Annotated in this window: 22 protein-coding genes and 2 pseudogenes; 13 read left to right on the forward strand and 11 right to left on the reverse strand. The window is 54.2% G+C overall.

The window, feature by feature from the left end:
- The first annotated feature begins 19 nt into the window (after positions 1–19).
- Positions 20–391 (forward strand): DUF4363 family protein, encoded by a 372-nt coding sequence (locus tag FLT43_RS11075; protein ID WP_087444846.1) that lies wholly within the window; start codon positions 20–22, stop codon positions 389–391.
- Here FLT43_RS11075 and FLT43_RS11080 read toward each other — a convergent pair.
- A complete protein-coding gene (locus FLT43_RS11080; protein ID WP_087444845.1) occupies positions 388–1,377 on the reverse strand; it encodes a hypothetical protein in 990 nt (329 codons plus the stop codon). The two genes, FLT43_RS11075 and FLT43_RS11080, sit on opposite strands and share 4 nt — an antisense overlap.
- Before the next feature lie 20 nt (positions 1,378–1,397).
- On the reverse strand, positions 1,398–2,156 hold the full coding sequence (locus FLT43_RS11085) for an RNA polymerase sigma factor (RefSeq protein ID WP_087444844.1): 759 nt from the start codon (positions 2,154–2,156) through the stop codon (positions 1,398–1,400).
- Between the two features lie 284 nt (positions 2,157–2,440).
- Here FLT43_RS11085 and FLT43_RS11090 point away from each other — a divergent pair, with 284 nt between their 5' ends.
- From FLT43_RS11090 to FLT43_RS11105, 4 genes and pseudogenes are all read left to right on the forward strand, one after another.
- Complete coding sequence (locus tag FLT43_RS11090; RefSeq protein WP_244951377.1) at positions 2,441–3,349, forward strand: ABC transporter permease subunit; 909 nt, start codon at positions 2,441–2,443, stop codon at positions 3,347–3,349.
- Between the two features lie 14 nt (positions 3,350–3,363).
- The gene (locus tag FLT43_RS11095) at positions 3,364–4,266 is read left to right on the forward strand and encodes an ABC transporter permease (protein WP_087444842.1); all 903 of its coding nucleotides are present in this window, start codon (positions 3,364–3,366) and stop codon (positions 4,264–4,266) included.
- Positions 4,267–5,562: 1,296 nt separating this feature from the next.
- The gene (locus tag FLT43_RS11100) at positions 5,563–6,171 is read left to right on the forward strand and encodes a DUF2087 domain-containing protein (RefSeq protein ID WP_087444841.1); all 609 of its coding nucleotides are present in this window, start codon (positions 5,563–5,565) and stop codon (positions 6,169–6,171) included.
- Between the two features lie 112 nt (positions 6,172–6,283).
- Positions 6,284–6,720: pseudogene (locus tag FLT43_RS11105) on the forward strand (NUDIX hydrolase).
- Between the two features lie 204 nt (positions 6,721–6,924).
- On the opposite strand, the gene FLT43_RS11110 reads toward FLT43_RS11105, so the two are convergent.
- The 5 genes from FLT43_RS11110 to FLT43_RS11130 all read right to left on the reverse strand — a co-directional run bounded on the left by FLT43_RS11110 (position 6,925) and on the right by FLT43_RS11130 (position 12,945).
- The gene (locus FLT43_RS11110; protein ID WP_087444840.1) at positions 6,925–7,938 is read right to left on the reverse strand and encodes a zinc-dependent alcohol dehydrogenase; all 1,014 of its coding nucleotides are present in this window, start codon (positions 7,936–7,938) and stop codon (positions 6,925–6,927) included.
- 24 nt (positions 7,939–7,962) lie between these two features.
- A complete protein-coding gene (locus FLT43_RS11115) occupies positions 7,963–8,784 on the reverse strand; it encodes a carbohydrate ABC transporter permease (protein ID WP_087444839.1) in 822 nt (273 codons plus the stop codon).
- A gap of 43 nt (positions 8,785–8,827) precedes the next feature.
- On the reverse strand, positions 8,828–9,760 hold the full coding sequence (locus tag FLT43_RS11120; protein ID WP_087445414.1) for a carbohydrate ABC transporter permease: 933 nt from the start codon (positions 9,758–9,760) through the stop codon (positions 8,828–8,830).
- 123 nt (positions 9,761–9,883) lie between these two features.
- The gene (locus tag FLT43_RS11125; protein ID WP_244194378.1) at positions 9,884–11,203 is read right to left on the reverse strand and encodes an ABC transporter substrate-binding protein; all 1,320 of its coding nucleotides are present in this window, start codon (positions 11,201–11,203) and stop codon (positions 9,884–9,886) included.
- Positions 11,204–11,553: 350 nt separating this feature from the next.
- The gene (locus FLT43_RS11130) at positions 11,554–12,945 is read right to left on the reverse strand and encodes an extracellular solute-binding protein (RefSeq protein ID WP_087444838.1); all 1,392 of its coding nucleotides are present in this window, start codon (positions 12,943–12,945) and stop codon (positions 11,554–11,556) included.
- A gap of 354 nt (positions 12,946–13,299) precedes the next feature.
- Between FLT43_RS11130 and FLT43_RS11135 the strand changes: the two genes are divergently transcribed.
- Together FLT43_RS11135 and map are read left to right on the forward strand one after the other, a co-directional pair.
- Positions 13,300–14,235 (forward strand): helix-turn-helix transcriptional regulator, encoded by a 936-nt coding sequence (locus FLT43_RS11135; RefSeq protein ID WP_087444837.1) that lies wholly within the window; start codon positions 13,300–13,302, stop codon positions 14,233–14,235.
- A gap of 257 nt (positions 14,236–14,492) precedes the next feature.
- Complete coding sequence (map, locus tag FLT43_RS11140) at positions 14,493–15,242, forward strand: type I methionyl aminopeptidase (protein ID WP_087444836.1); 750 nt, start codon at positions 14,493–14,495, stop codon at positions 15,240–15,242.
- Positions 15,243–15,363: 121 nt separating this feature from the next.
- Here map and FLT43_RS11145 read toward each other — a convergent pair whose 3' ends face one another.
- A complete protein-coding gene (locus tag FLT43_RS11145) occupies positions 15,364–15,756 on the reverse strand; it encodes a rhodanese-like domain-containing protein (protein ID WP_087444835.1) in 393 nt (130 codons plus the stop codon).
- A gap of 248 nt (positions 15,757–16,004) precedes the next feature.
- Between FLT43_RS11145 and FLT43_RS11150 the strand changes: the two genes are divergently transcribed.
- Positions 16,005–16,367, forward strand: a complete 363-nt coding sequence (locus tag FLT43_RS11150; protein WP_087444834.1) for a VOC family protein — start codon at positions 16,005–16,007, stop codon at positions 16,365–16,367.
- Positions 16,368–16,468: 101 nt separating this feature from the next.
- Here the strand turns inward: FLT43_RS11150 and FLT43_RS11155 are convergent, their stop codons facing one another.
- A complete protein-coding gene (locus tag FLT43_RS11155; RefSeq protein ID WP_087444833.1) occupies positions 16,469–16,801 on the reverse strand; it encodes a MazG nucleotide pyrophosphohydrolase domain-containing protein in 333 nt (110 codons plus the stop codon).
- A 78-nt stretch (positions 16,802–16,879) separates the two neighbouring features.
- Here FLT43_RS11155 and FLT43_RS11160 point away from each other — a divergent pair, with 78 nt between their 5' ends.
- Positions 16,880–17,458 (forward strand): LOG family protein, encoded by a 579-nt coding sequence (locus FLT43_RS11160; RefSeq protein ID WP_087444832.1) that lies wholly within the window; start codon positions 16,880–16,882, stop codon positions 17,456–17,458.
- Positions 17,459–17,874: 416 nt separating this feature from the next.
- On the opposite strand, the gene FLT43_RS29315 is transcribed toward FLT43_RS11160, so the two are convergent.
- Complete coding sequence (locus tag FLT43_RS29315) at positions 17,875–18,051, reverse strand: hypothetical protein (RefSeq protein ID WP_164776147.1); 177 nt, start codon at positions 18,049–18,051, stop codon at positions 17,875–17,877.
- A 351-nt stretch (positions 18,052–18,402) separates the two neighbouring features.
- On the opposite strand from FLT43_RS29315, the pseudogene FLT43_RS11165 reads away from it, so the two are divergent.
- From FLT43_RS11165 to FLT43_RS11180, 4 genes and pseudogenes are all read left to right on the forward strand, one after another.
- Positions 18,403–19,322: pseudogene (locus FLT43_RS11165) on the forward strand (IS1595 family transposase).
- Positions 19,323–19,669: 347 nt separating this feature from the next.
- The gene (locus tag FLT43_RS11170; RefSeq protein ID WP_087444830.1) at positions 19,670–20,419 is read left to right on the forward strand and encodes a hypothetical protein; all 750 of its coding nucleotides are present in this window, start codon (positions 19,670–19,672) and stop codon (positions 20,417–20,419) included.
- Entirely contained in the window at positions 20,386–20,631 is a 246-nt protein-coding gene (locus FLT43_RS11175; RefSeq protein WP_115057828.1) for a hypothetical protein, read from the forward strand. Before FLT43_RS11170 ends, FLT43_RS11175 begins: the two co-directional genes overlap by 34 nt.
- Positions 20,632–20,830: 199 nt before the next feature.
- Positions 20,831–21,241 (forward strand): YjdF family protein, encoded by a 411-nt coding sequence (locus FLT43_RS11180; protein WP_087444828.1) that lies wholly within the window; start codon positions 20,831–20,833, stop codon positions 21,239–21,241.
- 259 nt (positions 21,242–21,500) lie between these two features.
- Here FLT43_RS11180 and FLT43_RS11185 read toward each other — a convergent pair whose 3' ends face one another.
- Complete coding sequence (locus tag FLT43_RS11185; protein WP_087444827.1) at positions 21,501–23,243, reverse strand: protoglobin domain-containing protein; 1,743 nt, start codon at positions 23,241–23,243, stop codon at positions 21,501–21,503.
- Positions 23,244–23,298: the final 55 nt, after the last annotated feature.

Below are 23,298 nucleotides of genomic sequence, written 5' to 3' on the forward strand. Positions count from 1 at the left end.
TCTTAGCGAGGTGAGCAGCATGAAAATGAGAAAATGGACGATGTTGGCCGTGGCCGTTCTTCTTCTCGTTATTTTCGGCGCCGTCCTGGGCTCGGGCAATTTTTTGAAGCAGCCGCTGGGCAAGGAGGATCGGCTGCTGGAAGCGGTCCAGTCCATAGAGCAGCATGTCGAGAAGAAGAATTGGAAGCAGGCTAAGGACAAAGTCGAATACGCCTCCAATGCATGGAGACGTATTGTCAATCGAATTCAATACAGCGTCGAACGCGAATACATGTACGATATTTCCGGCATCCTCAGCCGCATCCGGGGAGGAATCGTAGCTAAGGACGATGCCTCTGTCATGGAAGAAGTTTATTTTTTCTACGAGCTATGGGAAAATCTTGGACGCTAACTCACGCTCTCCCGCGTCAATGCTTCGTACATCCGTTCCAGCGCCCCGACCCCTTGCTCCTCCGCCGCCTTCGCGGTCTTCAGAAGAACCTCCGCCTCGCTCGCGCTTGCCGGATCGTTAGGCTCTCCGCCTTGCGGGAAGGGGAACAGCCGCTGCAGCCCGCGGAGCGCTTCTGCCACGGCCCCATAATGCTTCGCCGCTTCGGCGCCAAGCCGGCGAAGCGATTCCTCCCGCTCGGAATTCCCCGGCCAGCGTTCCGGGAACGACTCCAAGAAGCGAACTCCGAACTCTCGGGCGCAGCAGACGACCGCCGTGTTATACGCATTGCCGAACGGATCGACCGTCCGGTTGCGGAAGGCCTCAATCCAGGCGTCATAGCCCGCCAGGCCATGCTTGTATTCCGCCGACAGCGTCGGCGCCTGTCCCCGCGCGAATTCAATAATCGACCGCAGTCCCTTCGTCCACGCCTCCAGCGGATCCACGTCATCACTGTCCGTTACCCGCAGCATGTAGACGAATTTCATCGGCAGCTCGTTCAGCTTCGTGTACGGAAGCGCCCCATCCTGCTGCGGATCGCGGCAGTACAGCTCCTGCTTCTCATCGTCATAGCCATAAATCAGCCCGAACTCCGGCACGAACAGACTCCACCCGATGACCGGCAAGCCCCGATCGATACTCGCTTGGGCGAACTCAACCGCTTCCCGCAATTGCTCGGGGGCTGCGGGCGTATGGAATCCGTGCAGCGGCTCCGTTCCGAAGCCGAGCAGATGGAGGCCGTGCTCCAGCAGCTGCTCGGGGTCGAACATCGTCGGGCCGGCCGCATTCACATCGGCCGGATGAATATTGATGCGGAAGGCATGGCCCGACACCCCCATAACGTCTGTCAGTGTATAGCGGTCCTTCTTGTCGGTGTACGGCAGCAGTGCATAGATCGCCTGCGCCGCAGAGGTCCATGTCATCGTCCAATCGTTGCAAGTTGTTGTCATCTTTCCGTGCTCCCCTCGGATTATATTCGCAGTGGCGTGGCCAATACACGGCGCGTCTGCCGTCCGGCCTGCTTCTTCTCGGAGGCATAGTCTTGAAAATAGACCCGGATGCGCTCCCGCTGCACTTTGGTCCGCGAGCGGGAAAGGGCCGTATAGACCGAGCCGGGGGTTGTATCGAACAAGCTGGCGATCTCGGAGGGCGGAAGCTGGCGGAATACATGCGCTTCGAACATCTGTCTCTCCCTGGCCGTCAAGCAGGACAGCAGCTCCCGGATCTGCTCCATTAGTTCACGTCGAAGCAGCCACGCCTGCGGGTCCTGCATCTCGCGCGGGGGCGCGGTGCAGAGCCGGTGCAGCACCCGGTCCAACTCTGAATCCTGTGCGGGCCGCCTTGGGGCCAGGCTCGACCAGGGCCGTTCTTTGCCGTACGGCCCTCCCCGCCGCAGCTTCATATTGGCCTGATTGCGCACAATGCGCTGCAGCCAATACTGGAAGCGGGACGCATCCAGCAGCGTCTCCAGCCGCAGGAACGCATTCAGCAGCGCCTCCTGCACAATATCCTCCGCCAATTGATCATCGCGGGCCATGGAGCAGGCCCAGCCCAGCGCCCGCTCCCGGTGCCGCCGCACCAATTCGCCGAACGCTTCCCCGCTGCCTGCTCGGGCCGCCTCTACCAGTTCCTCGTCGCGTTGCGGACACTCCGATTCCTCCTCATCCATTCCGGCCTCCGCTTCCGCCTCATCCGTTCCGGTCTCCGTCCTCCACTCCGCCATATGCATTTATGCTTCCCCTCCTCCTCAGGAACCCAGACGGCCGCACTCCGTAAGAGCCACTTATACAAGATGCCGCCGGGCCCCAAAATCTTACCAACCGTCTCAAAAAAATGAATATGCCGAATTAACCTCATTTCCTCTTCAACTTCTTCTCTCTATCATAAATAAAAAATCGGCGCTAATCGACAAATATTGTACTTATTTTGCAGATTTATGAATAAATATGTAGACGAATTGACCCGTGTATGATATCACTAACATAAGGTGAAATAGGTGAATATTAGGAGGAAATGATGAGTTTTCGAGCACAATTTCTACGAACGTTGATCATCAGCATATTGGCCATGCTGATGGTTGTCCTCATCGTATTGTTCCCGCGCGACCTTGATATCCGCATGGCTGAATATCGGATGGACATCAATTATAGCTTTAGTTGGGCAAAGTACGGGAACAATATCAAAGGATTTTTTGCCGCTCTGTTCGAAGAGGGAAGCCTCGGCATCGATCGATACAACCTGCCGATCGTAACAGTCGTGCTCACTTCCGTAGCCAAGAGCCTTGCCGTCATCGTCACGGCGCTTATTCTTAGCTTCGGACTCGGCGTGCTGAAGGGAATTATAGACTACAAGCTGTCGCGGACGAAATGGAGCTTCTTCGGCAACTGGACGACCTGGCTTTTTCAATCGCTGCCCGATTTTCTGGTGCTGCTGCTGATCCAGTGGTATGTCATCCGCTATCTGCCGTTTATCCGCATTTTCTCACCGGATCAATGGTATTCCTTTCTTCTGGCTGCCGTGCTGGTATCGATATATCCGACGATGTATATCGCACGCATCACGAGCGCTTCCATCGCGGATCAGGACGGCAAGATGTACATAATGGTAGCCCGTGCCAAAGGCTTGACCCAGCGTCTCATTTTTTACAAACACGTCTTCTATAACAGCTTCGGCACGATATTGACACATCTCTCCTCTCTCTTCGTCTATGTCTTGTCGAATCTGCTTATGGTCGAGTACTTCACGAATTTCCCGGGAGCGGCTTATCGGTTATTTCTTGCCATCGATTACAGCGTGAACTTCGGAACCGGCTTCAATTATGAGCCCGGCGTCATCATCGGCATCGCCTTCTGCTTCATGATCATGGTGCTTATCGTTCAATGGATCAGTCTGGCGGCAAGAAGACATTTCGAAGCGAGGTAAGGAAGGAGAACGACATGAAAAATATTACATTGTGGATCGGAGCCGCGATGCTGGCCATTATTGTGTTCTTTATGTTTTTCGGCCCCGAGCTTCCCATTGTCGACCAAGAATTGCAAGAAGTGAAGCACCGCTTCAACGAGAACAACCGGCTGCAGCTGCCGCCCTACCCGCCCTCGGCGATCAATCCGCTAGGCTCGGACAAGAACGGCGTCGACCTGCTGAGCAAGCTGATTATCGGCACGAAGGCGACCATTCTCATCGTGTTGACGATTACGGCGGTGCGCTATTTGATTGCCGTCCCCCTTGGACTGATGGCCCGTCGCAAGACAGGGATTGCCCATTTTATCGTGAACAGCATGAATCAGGTGTTCTCCTTTTTGCCGTCCATCTTTTCGGCGGTGCTGCTGGTGAGCGTTCCTTTTATCCAGACCTCGGACAATCGGCTGTGGTGGGTCATTTTTATCGTGGCCGTCATCGAGGCGGGCCGCGTCGCCCATATCGTTCAGGAGCATACGCATAAGTTGTCGCGGGAGTTGTACGTCGAGGCGGGCAACAGTCTCGGCTTGAGCCCGTGGCGGATGTCGAAGAGTTATTATATGCCGGCGATCCTTCCTGAATTGATTGTGAACTTCTGTCTCGACATGGGCAAGGTGATGCTCATCATCGGCCAGATGGGTGTATTAAGCATCTTCCTGACGCATCAATGGATCGAGGTCAATTACTTCACGCCGAAGTTTTTGAACACCAGTCTGGACTGGGCCTCGCTGCTCGCCGAGCACCGGGCCGAGATCTACGTGAACAAATTCGGCTTCATCTTCTATCCAGCGGCTGCGATCGGCTTCGCCATCCTCACCTTCAATATTTTGGGCGAGGGGCTGCGCCGCCATTTCAACCGCCGCATGAACGTATTGCTGTAAGCCGTTCATAACGTGAGGGCGTGAGGGCAGATACCAGCGAAGCCTGCCGGCTGCGGCTGGCGCCTGCCCTCTCTCAGTTACGCTGTCGCTCCAGCTTCGCTCCATCGCTTCCGGCGTCACGCCACCGGTTCCGGCTTCACTCCATCGTTTCCGGCGCAACTTCATCGTTTCCGGCTTCACCGCTTCACCGGCCGCCCCGCTGTCATGATGCCTGCTAGAGCCCTATTCTCTTATTATCCGTAGCCGTTTTTCATGAATCGTCTCTCATAAATCGTCTAGGTAAAGATCACGGTTGCATAGCGGACAACGGCGGGAGACCCCTGTCTATACAGTGGAGGATGAGCAGTAGCCTGATATGCACCGTACCGTACATCGCATATTCCGCGCAGGATGCACGTTAGCTAGGCTAGGTTCCCGCCTATGTGGTGCACTATCCCCAAGCCTCAGGTGCTGCACCATGCGGTGCACTATCCCCAAGCCTCAGGTGGTGCACCATACATTGCAATTATCCCCAAGCCTCAGGTGGTGCACCCTACATTGCATTATCCCCAGGACTCATGTGCCTGCGCCCATGGCCGGGTATGCGTGGTGAAAAGCATAGATGCAGCATTACTCCACGCAGGATGCACAGCTGCCTCGTTTACACGCACGCCGCATCACAATACGCAGCAAGCACACATCTATCGCCATACCGCCGTAGGATGTGCAACTCTAACATTTCCACTCTTCCCGTATCGCGATGCAACATCCACATAGGTCCCCGCCGCAGCATCAATCCTGCACCTTTCCACCAATCCTGCAAAATTACAGTATTCTTTTTTGGGGCAGGCGTACTCGACACCAATCCTGCAAAAATACATCATTTTCCCTCAGTCCCCACTATCCCCCCGTTTTTTCACCAAATTGATGCTCCTGCGCAGGAATTTCTTCTTTTCATCACCGAAACGGCCAAAAATACTGCACTTTTGCAGCTTTCACCCCTCATCGCTCCAAATCGCCCACACACGCGCCTGTCCTCTCGAAATTTATCACTCTTCCTTCCTCATACTACTCATGCCCCTTCCCTCCTCCCTACTACCCATGTCCCTGCCTATGTCCCTTCCCTCCCCTACTCCATCCCCTGCCCTCAACGCCTCCCTCGACCTCCACCTGCCACAGCAGCACAACCACAACTGACCTTCCGAAATTCGCCAAATGCTGCTTGACAACGGAATCTTATTTAATTATCATCTAATTTAATAAATATATTATTAGATAATGATTAAATAACGTAAAATGTGAGGCGTGAGACATACCATGCAATTGGAAAAAATCGTAGCGTATCATAAGGCGCTCTCCGACCCGACGCGCATCAAAATGCTCGTCCTTATCGCCCAGGAGGAATACAGCGGGCAGCGGCTTGCCGAACGGCTCGGCGTCACCCCGGCCACCATTACCCACCATGCCGCCAAGCTGAGGGAGGCGGCTCTCATTAACGAGCGCCGGGACAAAAACACGATCTATTTTTCATTGAACGATTACTTTATGAAAACAAACGCGACGGCGACCTTTGACTTCATCTATCGCCACGCCGCCCAAAAGGAGGATAGTCTTATGCAAGACCAAGAAGCCCAACAGAAATACCAGCAGTCCGTTATCAACAATTTCTTCACGGCGGATGGCCGCTTGAAGACGATTCCGGCCCAGTTGAAGAAAAAGCTCATCGTGCTCGAGCATCTGGTCTCGCGCCTGGAGCACGGGCGGAAGTATACGGAACCGGAAATCAACGCGTTCATCCGCTCCTATCACGACGATTTCGCGACCTTGCGCCGGGAATTTGTTATGCAGCATTTCATGTACCGGGAGAATAGCATCTACGAATTGAACCCGCCGGAAATGTGGGCCTCCTGGAGACAACTCAAATAAACCGGCCCGGGCGCCTCAAGCAAGAGGAGATAGGAGCCGACGCTGGCTGGCAACCTTCAAGACATAGCAAGGAATGTATCCGGTACACTCAAAAAACGGGGAGGGACGGGAAATGTTCATCGTTAATGTCGAAGCGGCGATTTATCGCGAGGGAAAGTGGCTGATTATCGAACGCAGCCAACAGGAGGAGCATGCCGGCGGCACGTTAGCGCTCGTCGGCGGCAAGGCAGAGCGGGAGGGAACCGTGCCTGATATATTGGAGAAGACCATCGCTCGCGAAGTGATGGAGGAGGTCGGGCTGGCCCTTAGCGGGACGCCCATCTACGTGAACAGCTCCTCCTTCGTCACCGATCGCGGTGAGGCGGTCGTCGACATCGTCTTCCTGTGCGAATGCGAGAGCGGGGAGCCTCGCATCGCCAGCCCGGAGGAAGTAGCGGCCGTCTGCTGGATGACCGCCGAGGAGGTGCTGCGCCATCCGCTCTCCCTCCCTGGCTGAAGAGGAACCTTCAGCAGGCGGAGCAAGTGAGGTTGCAAGCGCGGCAGCAGTGACGAACAGCGCCAACCCGGGACGGTGGAACGCAGCAACGGGCAACAGCGCAACGGCACTAGCTCCGAACAGAGTAAACGAACAACCAAGCACCAACGGAACCAACTCCGAACAGAGTAAACGCCCCACCGAGCAACGCTCAATGGCCCGGTCCGGGGCTGGATACCATCTAATCCCGGACCGGGCCGCCTCATTCGTGCCGCTTCCTATGGCCGGCTGGCGTCCGCATAGCGCAGCACGACGCCAATCGTATCCTTCGGCGATTGCTTGTAGCGCGCATAGGCGATGTCCGCCTTCTCCATCGGCAGCTCCGCCGAGATAAGCGGCTCGACGCGAATTCGGCCCGACGCCAGCAGGCGGACATACTCGGCCACATTGCGGCCCTCCGTCCAGCGCACATAGCCGAGCGGATAATCGAATCCGCCCACCTCATATTCACGCGCATATCGTCCCGGGCCGCCTGCCCGCGAGATGAGCACCTCCGCTTCCTTCGCGAACATGCGCTCGCGTTCGAACTCCATTTTCAGGTCGCCGACGATGACGACCTTGCCCCGATCCCGCAGCCAGCCAAGCGAGCTGTCGATCAGATCGGTGGCGCTGCCGCCGGCGCAGAGCAGCACCGCATCGGCGCCCTCCCCGTTCGTCAGCTCCCGAATCGCCGCTTCCAGCTCCTGCGGGTCGGCATAAACCGCCTCGACACCCGCTTGCTTCAGCATCGCGCACCGCTCCGGCAGCAGGTCATAGCCGATGACAGTATAAGCTGCCGCATGGGCCACTTGCGCGATGATCTGCCCCAGGATGCCGAGGCCGACCACCACGACCCGCTCCCCGAATTGAAGCTGCGCTTGGCGCAGCGCGTGAATCGCAATCGCGCCGAGCCCCGCGAAGGACGCTTCCCGCAGCGATACTTGCGGCGGCAGCGGCGCGGCCAGATGCTTCGGCACGGCGAGCAGCGAAGCGTGCTTGACGAACGGCGCCCCGTAGCAGGCTACCCGGTCTCCCGGTCGGAGATGGCTGACGCCCTCGCCGACCTCTCTGACGATGCCGGCGGCGCTATAGCCCAGAGCGAACGGCCCCTGCACCTTTTGCTGCATCGACATCTCGGTTCCCGGACTTATCGCCGAATAGACGGTATCCACCAGCACGAAATGAGGCTGGAGAACCGGCGCCTCCTTTTCCACAGTGTGAACGACACCATCTGTAGATACGACTGCTCTCATGGGTAATCTCCTCTTTCTATGATGTTAAGACTTGATTCCGGACATGGCGATCCCTTCCGTGAAATACCGCTGGAAGAAGACGAAAATGAGAAAGGTCGGCACGAAAGAGATAGCCGCTCCCGCCATTTCGATTCCGAAATTCCCTTCCTTCGTCAGCAAGGACGCCAGTCCGACCGTAATCGGGTACATCTCTTCCGATGTCATGAAAATCAGCGGCGTGAACAGATCGTTCCAGCAGCTGATGAACGCGAACGTCCCGATCGTCGCGATGGCCGGCTTCGCGAGCGGCAGCATAATGCGGAAAAAAATCGTGAAGTCTCCTGCGCCGTCGATATAAGCCGCTTCCTCCAGATCCTTCGGGATCGTCATCATGAACTGCCTCACGAGAAAGACCCCCATAATGGCCCACAGCTCCGGAACGACAATCGCCCCGTACGTGTTGATCCAGCCGAATTGGCTGAACATGATATACTTCGGAATAATGAGCAGCTGGCCGGGCACCATGACGACAGCCATCATGAGCCAGAACACGATCTCCCTGCCGGGGAACTGCTTCTTGGCGAAAATATACCCGAGCACCGCTCCGAAAAAAATCTGGGTCGCCACCGGGATGAGTGTGATGACAAGCGAGTTCTTAATCCAATCCAAGAACGAACTCTGCCCGATAATATACGTGAAATTGTACAGCGTCGGATTCGTCGGAATCCAGAACAACGGATCAGCCGTTGCCTTCTCCACCTTTTGCAGCGAACCGAGAATCATCATCGCAAAAGGAAAAAAGAACAGGATGCCGAGAATGACGAGCAGCACATAAATGGCGGCTTTATGCTTCAAACGAATATTCATGCGAGCCCCTCCTTCGGATGCTGGCGTTCACTGGGGGCGCGCATCAGTAATGCACCTCTTTGCCCAGCACGCGGCGCTGTACGAGCGATATCGCGAAAATGATGAAAAACAGTATATACGCAAGCACGCTGGCATATCCGAGGCGAAGTCCGGTGAAGCCTTCCTCATACAAGTAATACACCAGAGTCGTCGTTGCATAGTTCGGTCCCCCGCCCGTAATGAGGAACGCGGAATCGAAGACTTGAAAAGAACCGATCGTCGTAATGATGGCCACGTAAAAATGAATCGGCAGCAGCAGCGGGAACGTGACGCTCCAGAACGTGCGCCAACGTCCGGCGCCATCGATCTTGGCCGCCTCGTACAAGTGGTTCGGAATCGATTTGAGTCCGGCATAATAGTAGACCATCGTGCTTCCCGCCACTTTGAAAATACTCAGTCCCGCCAGCACCGGCAGCGCCTGCGACGAATTCGAGAAGAACAGCTGCGGCTCGATGCCGAGCCAGCTGAGCACATAGTTAATCATGCCGTATTCGGTTCCTTTGAACAGCCACGCCCAGATTCCCGAAATAATGACGAATGAAGTGACAACGGGCAAGAAGTACAAGCTCTTGAAGAAGCCGGCCGCGCGCACGCCCGAGTTAACCAGCAGCGCCAGCAGCAGCCCGACCCCCATCGTCGGAACAATATAGTAGACCGAGAAGAGAACCGTATTCCAGATCGCCTTCCAGGCAATCTCGTCCGTGAAAAAATAACGCCAGTTCGCTAGCCCGACGAAGGACGGCGAGCCAATGATAGGCCAATCCATGAACGTCAGCACGAGACTGAAGGCCAGCGGGAACACTTGGAAAATAAGAAAATGGATCAGTATCGGAATCAAAAATACGTACACGATGGCGTTCCGCCGGAATTCCTGCCGGAACCGCTCTCCCGGCGGCCGCCGTGCGGCAGATTCCCGAGCGGCGGCTCCCTGCTTCACTGTTAGCACGTGCTATCACCTTCCATCCCTGTTAATGAGGCCGGCAGCGCCACGCGAGGCAGCGGGCTGAGCGGCGGCCCGGCAACATCCGGTCCGCGCCCTCCCGCCGCATCCCGCCAAGAGTCAGCTTTTATTCATATCGTCCTGAATCGCCTTCGCCGCCGCATCCGCCGCTTCCTGCGGCGATTTGCCGCCTTCCAGCATCGCGGCGAGCTCGGCCTGGATCTTCGGCATAATGGTGCGCGCCACCGGGCTCATTACGCCGGGACGAGTATAGGCCGTTACTTCCAGGAAGATTTCCATATCTTTATCCCCTTCATAGATGGACGAAGCCGATTTCCGGGTCGGGATATAAGTGGCCAGCTTGTTGAACTTTTTCTGCGCTTCCGTATTGGTCAATACTTTGATGAATTCTACCGCTGCTTGCTTGTTCTTGCTGTTCTTCGGCACAGCGAACATGCCGACCGTTCCGAAGCTGGCTTGCTCCGCGCCTGTGAGCGGCGGGCCGGCCGCATAATTGAACTTCTCTTCCTTCAGTACGGTTTGGGTGAAGCCCGAGCCCCAGACCGCCAGCATTTTACCGGACAGGAACTCCGCAGACTGATCCTGGTTCGAAATGGAATCCTTCGGAATCCAACCCTTGTCGTACATATCTTTAATCATCTGGAACGTGCGGACGCCCGCCTCGTTGTTGATGACGATCTCGCCGTTGCCGTCGATGACGTCGCCGCCTTGCTGCCACAGAATCGGATACAGCGTTGCGTTGCAGCATGCGCTGCCGCCGTTGAAATCGCGGGCGTAATAGCCCTTCGCTACGGCCTTCTCGGCCCATACATTGAACTCATCCCATGTCTGCGGGAGCGCTGAAGGGTCCTCACCAATCTCCTTAATGATGTCCGCGTTGTAGAACATGAGCTGCGCTTCTTGCAGAATCGGCAGCGCATACAGCGTATCCTGATACGTCCCCGCCGCGAGTGCGCCCGGGGTGAAATCATCCATCTGATTGTCATCCATATAAGGGCCTAGCGGCTCAAGAACATCCTTGCTTGCGAACTGCGGGATCTGGTCGGGAAGCTGATAGAACACATCCGGCCCGTTCCCTGCCGCCAGCGCTGTTAATATTTTTTGCTCCCGGTTCTTCCACGGAATTTCCTCCAGCTTCACCTTCACGTCCGGATATTTGCTGTTGTATTCCGAGATAACGCCGTCGAACACCGCTTTCATGTCGTTCTTTTTCTCCTCCGACACATAAGGATGCACCCATACCGTAATCGTGCCGGACAGCGTTTGCTCTTGCTGCCCCTCTGGCTGGTCAGTGCCCGGTGTTGCCGTTTCCTTCCCCGGGGACTCGGAGCTTCCCGCTCCTCCCGAGCCGCAAGCCGTCAGCAGCATGGACAGCGCCAGCACAAAGGCCAGCATCAACAGACTGGAACGTTTCGTCATCTTGTTAGACCATCCCTTCTTTTCATAACTTTTATAATCTAGATGTAGACCAATCCCCTTCGCTTCCGTCCGGACAGCAGTTTTTCACTACCTTTGAAATGAAGATGATTTGACAGCTCCCGCCTCCCTTTCCTTGCCGTTTTTTATCAAAATCCAGTATTACCCCTGATCATCATGCATGGATTGCAATAACCCAGACAAGCTGTAGTTCATATCTGGTATGTAAACAATCATAGATCCCAAAGAAAGCGCTGTCAATCCTGTTTTTAAAAAGACGAATTAAAGACATAACGGAAAATCGCGGCCATGCCTGGGATGACCTTTCTCTTGACACTATAAAAAAACCGCCCTTAACGGGCGGCCCTCTCGGACAGCAGGCCTTCCAGTCTGCTGCACATCGCTGCTTCGTCTTCGAGACGCGACCAATACAGCTTCAATGCATTGCATACGTGCTGCAGATCCGCAGAACACAGCCCCAGCTCCGTGAAGAAGCGGAGGGATGGAATAATTTCGCGGTACATCGAGAAGCGGCTCGGCCGCGGGAACATTTCCTTCCCGTTCCATTCCGCCGCCTTCTTGTGCGCCGGGATGCTGAACGTATGCTGCCGGATATGGAGCTGGGCTTCATATGAGAGCAAGTAATCGACCAATTCAAGCGCCGCTTCCTTCACCGCCGATGTCCGGTTCACCATCAGGCCGATAGCGAGCAGCAGCGACTTCGCCTCGTTCAAGTAAGGCAGCGGCGCCACTTCGAACGCAAACGGCGCATCCATCAAATGGTTCAGGCTGAAATAGGTCGCGATAATGACCGACAGCTTGCCCTGCAGGAACAGCCGCTCGGCATCCATATCATTCTCCGACAGGTAGGCCGGATACGCACTCTGCCTGTCGATTAGCTCGCGGGTCAGCCGGAGGCCCTCCATTAGCTTCGTTCCGCAGACAGGGACATTTCCCGCTTCGTTGAGCTCGAATCGTCCGCCGCTCTGCAGCAGGAACACCGGCCAGCGGTTGTTCGAGAGCATATGGAAGTAGAAGCCGAACGTCCCCGGCTCTTGGCCGAGCCGCTCCGCCGCAGTCATCAGCTCGGACCACCGCCAGCTGCTGTCGGGCTCGGGCAGATCATGCGCCAGGAAATGATCCCGGTTGTAGCAAAGCATGACCGGGGAGAAGATAAGCGGCAGGCCCAAGAGCTGCCCTTCATGCCGGAAGCAGTCCGCGATGAACGGATACTGCTCCGTGCGGGGAGCCAGCGGCTCCAGCAGGTCATGATGCCCCTCATCCGCGAGCCAGCGGAAATCGTTGTAATTGACCGTCGCCACATCCAGCATGTCATGCCCGATATAGCCGGAGACCGCATCGGGATAATTTTCGTACGGAAGTGGGACGAGTTCTACCCGTATATGCGGATGAGCTTGCTGGAATCCCTCGATAAGCTGATCCAGCGCCGCCTCCTGGATGACGGAGCGGTAATATCCGAACCGCAGCAGCACTGTGCCTGACGCCCCCGGATCCGCGATCCGGTTCCCGACCCGGGGCACCTTCTCGATCAGCTTCTCCTCGACGAGCCGCTCCAAGCCTTTGCGGACCGAATTTTTGCTTAATTGGAATTGCTCCGCAAGCGCCACCTCCGAGGGCAAATAATCGCCAGCGGCCCGGCGGCCCGTAATAATATCATCCCGCAGCACGGTAACCATTTCGTCCAATCGCTGTCTAAACGTAGTGCGGCTTGGTCTGCTCGTCATCCTATACGCTCCTTCAACTTATCGTTACTTGCAGCTCTCTGTCGTTACTCTCTAAGCCTTAGTCTCTATCATTAGTCTCTATCATTAGTCTCTACCATTAGTCTCTATCGTTAGTCTCTATCGTTAGTTTCTGTCATTAATCTCTAACATTAATTGATCGCTCAATCGTTCATATTCTAGTATATATCTAGTATATTACTTCATGATATCGGCCCGAAGCCAAAAAGTCAATGAACGCTCCCCTTCCTTGCCCGCCTCTTTCCCCGCACTGCACCATCCACTACAATAGAGGAAAGAGCAGCTTCCCGTGGGGGATGCCGCTTACGATAATCGATACTGTGGAGGACGCCAATTGTGAAAATCGATCGCCTGCTCAATATCATCATTCTCCTGCTGAATCGCCCGATCGTGCAGGCCAAAGACTTGGCCGAGCGGTTCGAGGTCTCGGTTCGCACCATTTACCGCGATATCGACGCGATTAACCAGGCCGGCATCCCGATCGTGACCTACCAAGGAGCGAACGGGGGCATCGGACTCGCCGAAGGCTACCGTCTGGACCGGAACCTGTTGACGAACGAGGAGCTGGCCGCGATCGTGACCGCACTCCAGAGCGTGTCCTCCTCCTATCCGGATGAGGGTCACGCCATGCTGGTCGAGAAGATCAGCAGCATTATTCCCGCTTCGCAAGCGGAAGACTTCCAGTTCCGGACGAAGCAATTTGTCGTTGATTTATCCCCCTGGGGGAACCATGAGAAGCTGGAAGCGATGATTTGGACGCTAAAAAAAACGATTGAAGAACGGCAGGCCGTCCGCTTCTCCTATCGCAGCGCCGAGGGAGTGGCAACGGAACGGATCGTGCAGCCCTACACCCTTGTGCTGAAGGGGCATGCCTGGTATTTATACGCGTACTGCACCGGCAAGCTCGGGTTCCGCTTCTTCAAGCTCGTCCGAATGAAGCGGTTGGAGCCGCTGGACACCCGATTCGAGCGCGAAGACATCGCCCTGGAGGAACGGCCATGGGACAAGGAATGGCATGCTCCCGAGCGCACCGTCTCCCTCACGCTTCGCTTCGGGCCTGGCATCCGGCATGTCGCCGAAGAGTGGTTCGGGGCGGAGTCGCTCCAGGAGGATGAGACGGGACATTCGATCGCCAACGTCTCCTTGCCCGACAATGCTTGGCTGTACGGCTTTATTCTCAGCTTCGGCCCCGAGGCCGAGGTGCTGGATCCGGAATCGGTCCGCCTCCGCATTCGCGACCTGGCCGCCGGCATCGCGGCGAACTACTGCTAATTATTCCGTCCGCACTCACCATCGCGCATTTCAGGCATATATTTACTGCAAAGGACCCTAATCAGGTGATTGTCCGCATGCCGGCGGAGTGTCTCAACCGCTCTGCGAGCCGCTGCGGCAGTTACCGATCAGACCGTTTTAGATCTGACCGCTTTCCCATAAAAGGCAGAATTCAGGCAGCACAGGATTCTGTTGAAGTAAGATCGAATGGAGCAGGGATTCCGATGAACAGGTTCTGATGAAGGAGAGACAACGCGATGGTGAAGCTGAAGACGGCAGCGGAGATTGAGCAGATGAAAGGGGCGGGGCAGCTTGTCGCAGCCTGCCACCGCGAGCTGGCCAAGCGAATCCGGCCCGGCGTCAGCACGCTCGAGCTGAATGATTTCGTGGAGCGCTACATTGAAAAGCAAGGCGGACAGCAATATACGAAGGGCTACAAAGGATTTCCGTATGCGACCTGCGCCTCGGTGAACGATGTCATCGCCCACGGGTTTCCCAGTCGGGAGCCGCTGCGGAATGGCGATATCGTCAAAATCGACGTCGTCGCGGTGTACGACGGATGGGTGGGCGATTCCGCATGGTGCTATGGGGTCGGCGACATATCATCAGCCGCGCGCCGGCTCATGCGGGTCGCGAAGGAATGCCTTGATATCGGCATTAAGAAGGCGCTCCCGGGCAACCGGATTGGCGATGTCACTCACGCCATCCAGAAGCATGCCGAGGCGAACGGCTACTCGGTCGTCCGCGATCTGCTCGGGCACGGGGTCGGCCGCGCCCTGCATGAGGAGCCGAAGTTCGCCCATGTCGGCAAGCCCGGGCGAGGCTTCCGATTCCAGGAAGGGATGGTCTTCACGATCGAGCCCGCGCTCAACGAAGGCACACCTGAGATGTGGATCGACGATGACGGCTGGACCGCCCGCACGTGGGACGGCGGCTTGTCGGCCCAATACGAGCACACCGTGGCCATCACGAAGCATGGCCCGATCATACTGACAGAGCAGCGCTAAGACAACCCGGCTGCTCTGTCTTTCTATTTCCCGGCAGGCCGGCTCCATCTGCAGCCGATCCTGACCGGACTTCGCCGCCTGCAGCCGCCGCAACGCCGCAGCCTGTATCGGCCGGCTCTGCTTACGCGCAGCCGCAGCAAGGATGCATGCGCGGCACGAACGCCTTGCACGGGTACAAATACCCGTACACTCGGCCGAAGCCACGGCGCTTCAGCAGCCGCGCCGCCTTGCGGATATGCCGCTTCCGCGCCCCGATCAGCACGACAGTATCCCCAGGGCTCAGTACCTGTCTCCACACATAAGGCAAGCGGCCGACATACATCGACACTGCTTCCTCCATATGGCGGCAATAATAGTCGACCGGCTCGCGCACATCCACCTGCTTCACCGGGGCCTCCCCCTCGAGAAGCGCCTGCAGCTCATGCGGCTGCAAATATCGAAGACCTTGCACCGGCCGGTGCGCCCACACGGCATACAGAAGGCCCAATATCAATAACATGACGAGAATCCACACCGGCTTCTCCCTCCTGACATATACCCCACACTGTATAAAAGAGAACAAAAAAAATGTTCAAAACACATACCCTGATGGGTATGTATTATACACAAATTCGTCCGCATTGTAAATGCACCCGCCATCTCTCTTCAACCGTACTTCCCCAGTGATGCGGCTGTCTGCCAATTTGAAGGCGGATACAATACCATGCTGATAAAATATTTTCTGACGCCCGGCGCATATTAAAGAGAAAAGGAGGCATTTCTATGATCAAGCAAATCGCCACCGTCGCGATCTATGTCGAAGATCAGCAGCAAGCCAAACTGTTCTGGACCGAAAAGGTCGGCTTTACAGTGACCGCGGAGCATCCTATGGGTCCCAACGCCTTGTGGCTGGAAGTCGCTCCGGCAGGCGGGGGAAGCCGTCTCGTCCTCTACCCGAAGTCGATGATGAAGGGCTGGGAAGAACAAAAAGCCTCCATCGTGTTCGAATGTGACGACATCATGTCTACATACGCAACGATGAAGGCCAACGGAGTTGAGTTCAATGGCGAACCCAATGAGATGCAATGGGGAACCTACGCCAGCATCTCCGACCCGGACGGCAACCAGTTCTTGCTGAAGGGCTGACAGCTCAGGTTAGGAAGAGACTGCTTCTCACCTGTAGAGAAGCGTCTCCCTATCCGGCCAAGCCTGTATAGCGCGCTCCCCCATTGCACAGTCCCTTCCTTCTATTTTGTCGGCGACGCCGTGCCGAACCGTTCCGACAGCTTGTTCATATGCGCCTCGGCGATCTCGGACAGACCGACTCCGTATTTCTCCGACAGAATCAGCAGATTGGCCAAAACATCGCCCAACTCCTCAACCAGCTCCTGTCTGAGCTCCGCCGAGGATAATTGCGTCTCATCCGGACGATCCCGGCCGATTTCCAGAGCCCGGACCACTCTGGCCACTTCCCCAACTTCTTCCATCAAAAAACCAACTCGAATAAAAGAATTATATTGCGACCATTCCCGTTTCTTGTAAAATTCGCTTACCCATTCCTGAAATGCATTCATATCCATTTCCGTCTCTTTCCTTCCTTATGTAAGATGTCTATACTAGATAGTGCGTACTATCGAATTGAAGGAGATGCCATACTAATGAAAAAAATATGTGTATTTGCCGGCTCGAACCTAGGCAACCATCCCGACTTCGCCAACCTGGCAAAAGAACTTGGCCAAGCAATGGCTGAACAGCAATTCGAACTCGTCTACGGCGGTTCGACTGTGGGGCTCATGGGCGAAGTCGCCAACGAGATGCTCCGTCTCGGCGGCAGAGTCACCGGCGTCATGCCGAGCGGCCTGTTCCGCGGAGAGATGATGCATAGCGGCTTGACCGAATTCATCGAAGTAGCGGATATGCATGAACGCAAGGCGACCATGCACCGCCTGTCCGATGCATTTATCTCCTTGCCAGGCGGGCTCGGGACATTCGAAGAACTGTTCGAGGCGCTAAGCTGGGCTCAGCTCGGTATCCACAAAAAGCCGATCGGCGTCCTCAACATTCAGGGTTACTTTACGCCGATGATTGAGATGATTCGCCACTCCATCCAAGCCGGATTTGCCAGAGCCGAGCACGAACAGCTGCTGCTCTCCTCAACCGATCCGCGTGAGCTGCTGACCATGCTGGGAAGCTTCAAAACGCCTGAGTTCGGCAACAAATGGAATCAGCTCGACTAACCTGGTCCGCTATTGTACAATGCAAGTTCATCTGTGGAGATTTCCGCGCGGTCTTCCAGGCTTCTCCACAGATAGAACGTAGCATAATACCCCGATCGACGGCATAACGCTGTATCTTCTTCAAAGTCGGCTTTCGCCCCAAGCCCAGCGTCCGCCTCGCTTGACCGTCCGTAACCAAGCAGCCGTTCACCGTACGGTCCAGATGCTCTCAGCATTGGCGGGAATCAAAATATCGTGAACCTCAAGCCGAATAACATTCGGCTTCCTTCTACCGCCCCATTATTAATGCTCCTTCCCTGCTCCATTCTCCCTCGCCCTGCACGCACACTATTCTATCTAGTACTTTATCTTATTTTTTCGATAAGAACAAACGCTCGCTTTTCTCTGTTACTTTACTCTGTTTTTTACTCTGTACTTTACTCTTTTACTTTACTCTGTTGCTCTGTTGTTCTGTTGCTTTTCTTTACTTCTTTTCTTTGCTCTTTCACTTTGTTGCTTTCACTTTCTTGCTTTCCCTTTGTTGCTTTCTTTCCTGCTTTCTTTCCTGCTTTCTTTCCTGCTTTCTTTTGCAAAGCAATTTTATTGCAGAGCACCTCCTGTTTCTAACCTTCCCCAGCAAGTATGGGGTCTTCCGTACCTTAACAGCACTCTCCCATCTAATCAGAACCCAATGCGAATATGTTTTCGATACTTCCCGAATATATGCGGGTATTATTCGAGTATACTTCGAGTGTATTTCGGGTATATTTTGAGTATATTTCAAGCAATGTTCTGAATACTTCCTCTACAGTACTATCCCTTCCCATCAGAATCGCGCCCCGAAAATGTTCTCCTCCAAAATATCTATAAGTTTCCGCGATATTCCATTTCAATCTTGAAACAAGAACCTATGTTCGATATAATGGAATTAGAACAAATGTTCTTTGTGAAGGAGGCAGACGTTGGTGTTAAATAAAGTGGAGAACATAGCTACTCTAGAGGAATTGTACCGCCGCTTCCCGACAGAGTCCGCATGCGCCGATTACCTTGTTCAATGGAAATGGCCGCATGGCTTCTCTTGCCCGCGATGCAAGCATCACACCGCTTATATGACGAAGACCCGCCGGCTTCCCATCTATGAATGCCGCGCTTGTCGCCATCAGACTACGCCCACCGTCGGCACGGTCATGGAAGGCAGTCGTACACCTTTGCGCAAGTGGATGACCGCGTTTTGGTTATTTTCCCGTGCTCAGGAAGGAATCAATGCCGTTCGCCTCCGCTCCCTCATACAGGTTACATATAAGACCGCCTGGTCGATGCTTCATAAGATACGGGCTGCAGTCAGTCATGCTCACGCTAAGAAGCAGCTGTCCGGCGATGTTCAGGGCATTGTCGTATTCTATGGCAGAGCCTACCGCCCATCTGTCGAACTCCATCCAGGAGAATGCGCTCTAATCGTTGCTGAATCCATCGAGCCGGAAGAGGAGCTTCCTCAGCTCAAGATGACGCTAGTGAACAAGAAGCATGTTATCGAAAAACGCCTGTACCGTACTGGCTCGAACAGTTTATTAACGACCATGTCGAGCCGAACTCTACTGCTCGCGTCTCCATTATCGACCAGTTTTTTCGGGTACGCAGAAATAGCCCATTATATCAGACATTCCAACAAGCATGCCGTTGGCTGAACGATACGTTTCACGGAATTGGGCCCAAGTACTTGCAGCGCTATGTAGATGAGTTTATTTTCCATAAAAACTTGGATAACACCGTTAGTCCATGGACACGGCTGCTTTCGTTATGCGCATCCGTCTGTCCCCGTTCTTTCCCTGGAAATAAGCCGTATACAAGACCTAACGCAATTCACTCGAAATCACTTGCAGCTTAATTCTCTTTATTGTTCGTCTATTTCGGCCCAGCTTGCACACCTAGTGTCAGCTAGCTTTATGGCTGTTAAATCTGAGCCAATGGGAGAGTGCTAATAAGGACGTAAGGACATTGGACCCTTAGCTCGTCCCGGCCTCTCATCTTATTCACCCCATAATTCATCTATCTTGCCCTCTTCTCTTAGAACAGCCTTCACAAATTTCAACCGGACGTGGGTACCACAATCACCCAATCGTATACTGGTCAATTCTGCTATTTTCATATATGAATATCCGGTAGTCATTCTAGTAATTGGAGTTCGCAACGATACGGACAAAAAGAAATGTCGAAGGGAAGGGAGCCATAACCATGAAAGCAATGAGAAAAGTGATTAGCGGGCTTCTGGCCGCCACGCTGTTGCTGGCACCGGTATCCGCGTTCGCGGCGGAAAATGTAAAAATGAATGTCAGTTTCAATGAAGCCCGTGTGAAAGTGAACGGCAAACTTGTGCAAAGCAACGTCCTGCTCTACAAGGATAAGGCCTACGCTACCATCGAAGGGATGGCCAATCTGTTCCAACTTGATTATTTGTACGATGAAGACAGCACTGCCTTCTATCTTGGCATGCTTCCGGCCGGAGTTATCTCCGACGAGGTTATTGAAGCATGGGAATCGCTCGGCAAAGAGGTGAAGAAGACTGGCGAGCTGGGAGAGGTCGCCGGAGATCGCCGTACAACAGGCATATTGAATGAATACAAGGTAAGCATTCATGGCATACCAGTCGAAGACGATACCATCTCGACCGGAGGAAATTTATATATTTCGTTCCAGGCTGTAGCCGATATTTTAGGGCTCAAAATGAAATATGACCAGGCTACGAATACAACCTATGTCGGGTCGATTCCGGACTCCATTTTGAACCCTCCGAAGAAAGATTCTGCCAAGAGCAAGACGGCCCAGAATAAAAAGTCAAAGATGTATGATGTGGCCGCAAGTGGAGATATGAAAGGTTGGCGATTGCTGAAGGGTCATCCTAATGAAAGGGTATTGCCATTTATTACAAACAAGATGGTTCCATCTTGCAAATGGAATTCAAAGATATCCGTAAAGTCGATTTGAAGCGCAAAGTGCAGTGGGTGGATGACAATGGATTTAAGCATACCAACACGGTTAGTGAAATATACCAATTGTTCACATTAAGCAATCAGTACACGTCGAATTGGTTCACCTCTAAATTCGGCAAGCTGTATACTGACTGGATGATGGTTCAGGCCTTTCATGGCGAAACACTCGTAGAAGATTATTTGAAATCGAAAGGCAAGCTGAAGTAGGTAAGCGTCGTCTGTGCATCAAGATTTGTGCTATGGTCGAACCGGGTCAAAGCGTTATAATAGAATCGAGTGTAAAAACACGGTCCGGTTGGTAGTCCGGGCGCATCCGCTTCCACAATGAATATTGCTGATGCGGATGTCAGTAACCTTCCCCCCTCGGGATGTCCCTCACTCGAAGTTCATTGAGGGGGAATGGAATGTGAAACTAACCGTTTATTTTGAGGACCCGTTCTGGGTGGGCGTAGTTGAGGAGCAATTCGGCAATCACGTGAAGGCTTACCGCCATGTATTTGGTGCCGAGCCCAAGGATGCCGAAGTAATGGAATTCGTGAATACCCGGATGAATCCGCTAATGGAGAGGGTTCAGTCCGGCGTTGGAACGGAGACCGCCTGCAAACGTCCGGTCAATCCGAAGCGGCTTGCCAGAATCGTCGCCAGAGAGATGCAGCGGCACGGAATTTCGTCGCAATCTCATGAAGCGCTGAGGCTGGAACTCGAATCGAGGAAGAAAGAGCGGACGGTACGTTCCCGCGAACAGCGCGAGGCTCTCAAGGAGAAAAAACGGAGCATTCGCATCCAGAAGAAAAAAGATAAACATAGAGGCAGATAGCCTCCGTGCAATCTTGGAAGCCCCGAACGCGCAAGCGCAGCGGGGCTTCTCTCTATTTTCGATAGCCGATACGAGAATTACAGCATCCTTCCCTGCCTGTCGAAATTCATTTCCCGGGCAATCAATCTATGTCGATTTCATCAGGCGGCAACTGTCATTCTCGCTGATCCCTTATCCTAGTGCTATGCGTAGCGTTATTTGGGTGAATGCTGCTCCTGATGCTATACCTGCGGCACTTGGGTGAATGCTGCTCCTGATGCTATACGAAGCGGCACTTAGGTGAATGCTGATCCAACAGCGTTCGCAGGCCATCGAGATCCTCCAGCAGTTGTGAGGACAGCTCACCAAGCTGCCGATAGCTCTGGATGGCTTGCTCCGTCTGTCCAGCGTCGATCTGCCGTGCTGCCGTCTCCGCCAGAGAATGCACTTGATCATGCCGTTCGACCATCTCTCGGAACGCCGGCTGCTCATTAACCAACGACCCCGGATTGGACTTTTGCGCTTCAATCCATTTCCCGAGCCGGCATTGATGTGAATTGCCGATAATTTGAATATCGCTCTTATCGTAACCAAGCATCCGATTATAGATCCACCATTTCCATAACAAATGGTCGGTCTTGAGAACCCGCAGAAGCTGAGAATCGTTCAAATGATGGAACCATTGCAGCGACTCTGACCGCAGCCCTTCCACCGAGCGGCTCGTATCATATAATTGTTCCCCTGTGTCTATTGCCAGCGTAACGACCTGCCGGGTCTGATCGACGATTTCCTTCATATGCTCCGTGATTTCTACCGTGGCTGCCGCTTGCTGTTCGACGATCGAGGCTATCGACTCTTCCGACATTCCCATCTCATCGATCGCGCGCATCATTCCCTCCAACTGTTCGAATGCCCCACGGTTCTTCTCATGCTGCAGCTCCATCTTGCCAGCCATCAGGTCGGTACGTTCCTGAACGGATGTCGCCAGCTGCTGGATGTTGGCGATGACATCATATACCTCGCCTACGGAGGTCTTGGTCTGTTCCGACAGCTTCCGCACCTCGCCCGCCACGACAGCGAACCCGCGCCCTTCTTCACCGGCCCGCGCCGCCTCAATCGAAGCGTTCAACGCAAGCAGATGAGTGGAATCCGCAACGGAGTTGATCATATCGACGACTCCGGACAGTTCCAGCAGCGATTGCTGAAGTTCCTCAAACCGTGATTTGGTGTCGCGGAACAAGTCGGTCATTTCCTCCAATCCGTCTATCGTCTGCTCGACGATAGAACGGTTATCCTGGAGCGTGCCGAGCATTTTTTCCGTCGTGGCCGCAGCTTCAGTCGTCTGCGAGGACACTTCCTCGATAGAAGCGGTCAGTTGCTCCGCGGATTCCTGGATATGCTGGGCATCCTTCATTGAAGCTTCGGCAGACATTAATAATGTATGTATTCCGTCCATTTGAATCAGCTTCTCCATCGTCTCGCTGTTCGTATCAAGCAAGCGGAACTCGTAAGCGGATTGATAGGCCTCCAGCACAATCTGGGCATCCAGCATCAAAATACGGTGCAGGGCCAGCAGCAGGTCCGATGCTTCAGCAGTTCGAAAGTCCTGCAGGATCAGCGGGACAAGGAATTCGTATATTCGTAAAAAGGAGGATACGAACCATTCCGGCGCCAATTGGATATGGCTATGCATAATGCCAATCCGCTGCCGTACCCGAATGTACTCTTCATCCAGTTGAACATTCGGAATGGAATTTAGATAGATGATGAATGTCTTGGTTAAGCGTTCACGCGTGCTGTGACGCTCGATTAATTGCTTCATCTCGGGAATTTCGAACAGCAGCTCATAATGACGATCGGTAATGGCTTGGGCATACTTTTCGAAATAAGGGATCAAACGCTTCAATAGCTTCAAGTCATGGGGCGTCATCTGCAGAAACATCAGCTTGGTTCGAAGCGAGGGAAGCGTTTCCATATGTACGGCCTCGATATCACCTGGCATCTTCGGCTTACGGTAAATCAAAATATCCTTCCTTTCTGCAACCAGTCATGATTTCTGTATCAATAAGTTTTTTCAC

Origin of the sequence: Paenibacillus thiaminolyticus (assembly GCF_007066085.1) — a bacterium.
Lineage (GTDB): Bacteria > Bacillota > Bacilli > Paenibacillales > Paenibacillaceae > Paenibacillus_B > Paenibacillus_B thiaminolyticus.

Coding starts and splice junctions, on each gene's coding strand:
- FLT43_RS11075 (WP_087444846.1), top strand. CDS start 20: ATGAAAATGAGAAAATGGACGATGTTGGCCGTGGCCGTTCTTCTTCTC.
- FLT43_RS11080 (WP_087444845.1), bottom strand. CDS start 1,377: ATGACAACAACTTGCAACGATTGGACGATGACATGGACCTCTGCGGCG.
- FLT43_RS11085 (WP_087444844.1), bottom strand. CDS start 2,156: ATGCATATGGCGGAGTGGAGGACGGAGACCGGAACGGATGAGGCGGAA.
- FLT43_RS11090 (WP_244951377.1), top strand. CDS start 2,441: ATGATGAGTTTTCGAGCACAATTTCTACGAACGTTGATCATCAGCATA.
- FLT43_RS11095 (WP_087444842.1), top strand. CDS start 3,364: ATGAAAAATATTACATTGTGGATCGGAGCCGCGATGCTGGCCATTATT.
- FLT43_RS11100 (WP_087444841.1), top strand. CDS start 5,563: ATGCAATTGGAAAAAATCGTAGCGTATCATAAGGCGCTCTCCGACCCG.
- FLT43_RS11110 (WP_087444840.1), bottom strand. CDS start 7,938: ATGAGAGCAGTCGTATCTACAGATGGTGTCGTTCACACTGTGGAAAAG.
- FLT43_RS11115 (WP_087444839.1), bottom strand. CDS start 8,784: ATGAATATTCGTTTGAAGCATAAAGCCGCCATTTATGTGCTGCTCGTC.
- FLT43_RS11125 (WP_244194378.1), bottom strand. CDS start 11,203: ATGACGAAACGTTCCAGTCTGTTGATGCTGGCCTTTGTGCTGGCGCTG.
- FLT43_RS11130 (WP_087444838.1), bottom strand. CDS start 12,945: ATGACGAGCAGACCAAGCCGCACTACGTTTAGACAGCGATTGGACGAA.
- map (WP_087444836.1), top strand. CDS start 14,493: ATGGTGAAGCTGAAGACGGCAGCGGAGATTGAGCAGATGAAAGGGGCG.
- FLT43_RS11150 (WP_087444834.1), top strand. CDS start 16,005: ATGATCAAGCAAATCGCCACCGTCGCGATCTATGTCGAAGATCAGCAG.
- FLT43_RS11155 (WP_087444833.1), bottom strand. CDS start 16,801: ATGGATATGAATGCATTTCAGGAATGGGTAAGCGAATTTTACAAGAAA.
- FLT43_RS11160 (WP_087444832.1), top strand. CDS start 16,880: ATGAAAAAAATATGTGTATTTGCCGGCTCGAACCTAGGCAACCATCCC.
- FLT43_RS11170 (WP_087444830.1), top strand. CDS start 19,670: ATGAAAGCAATGAGAAAAGTGATTAGCGGGCTTCTGGCCGCCACGCTG.
- FLT43_RS11175 (WP_115057828.1), top strand. CDS start 20,386: ATGGAATTCAAAGATATCCGTAAAGTCGATTTGAAGCGCAAAGTGCAG.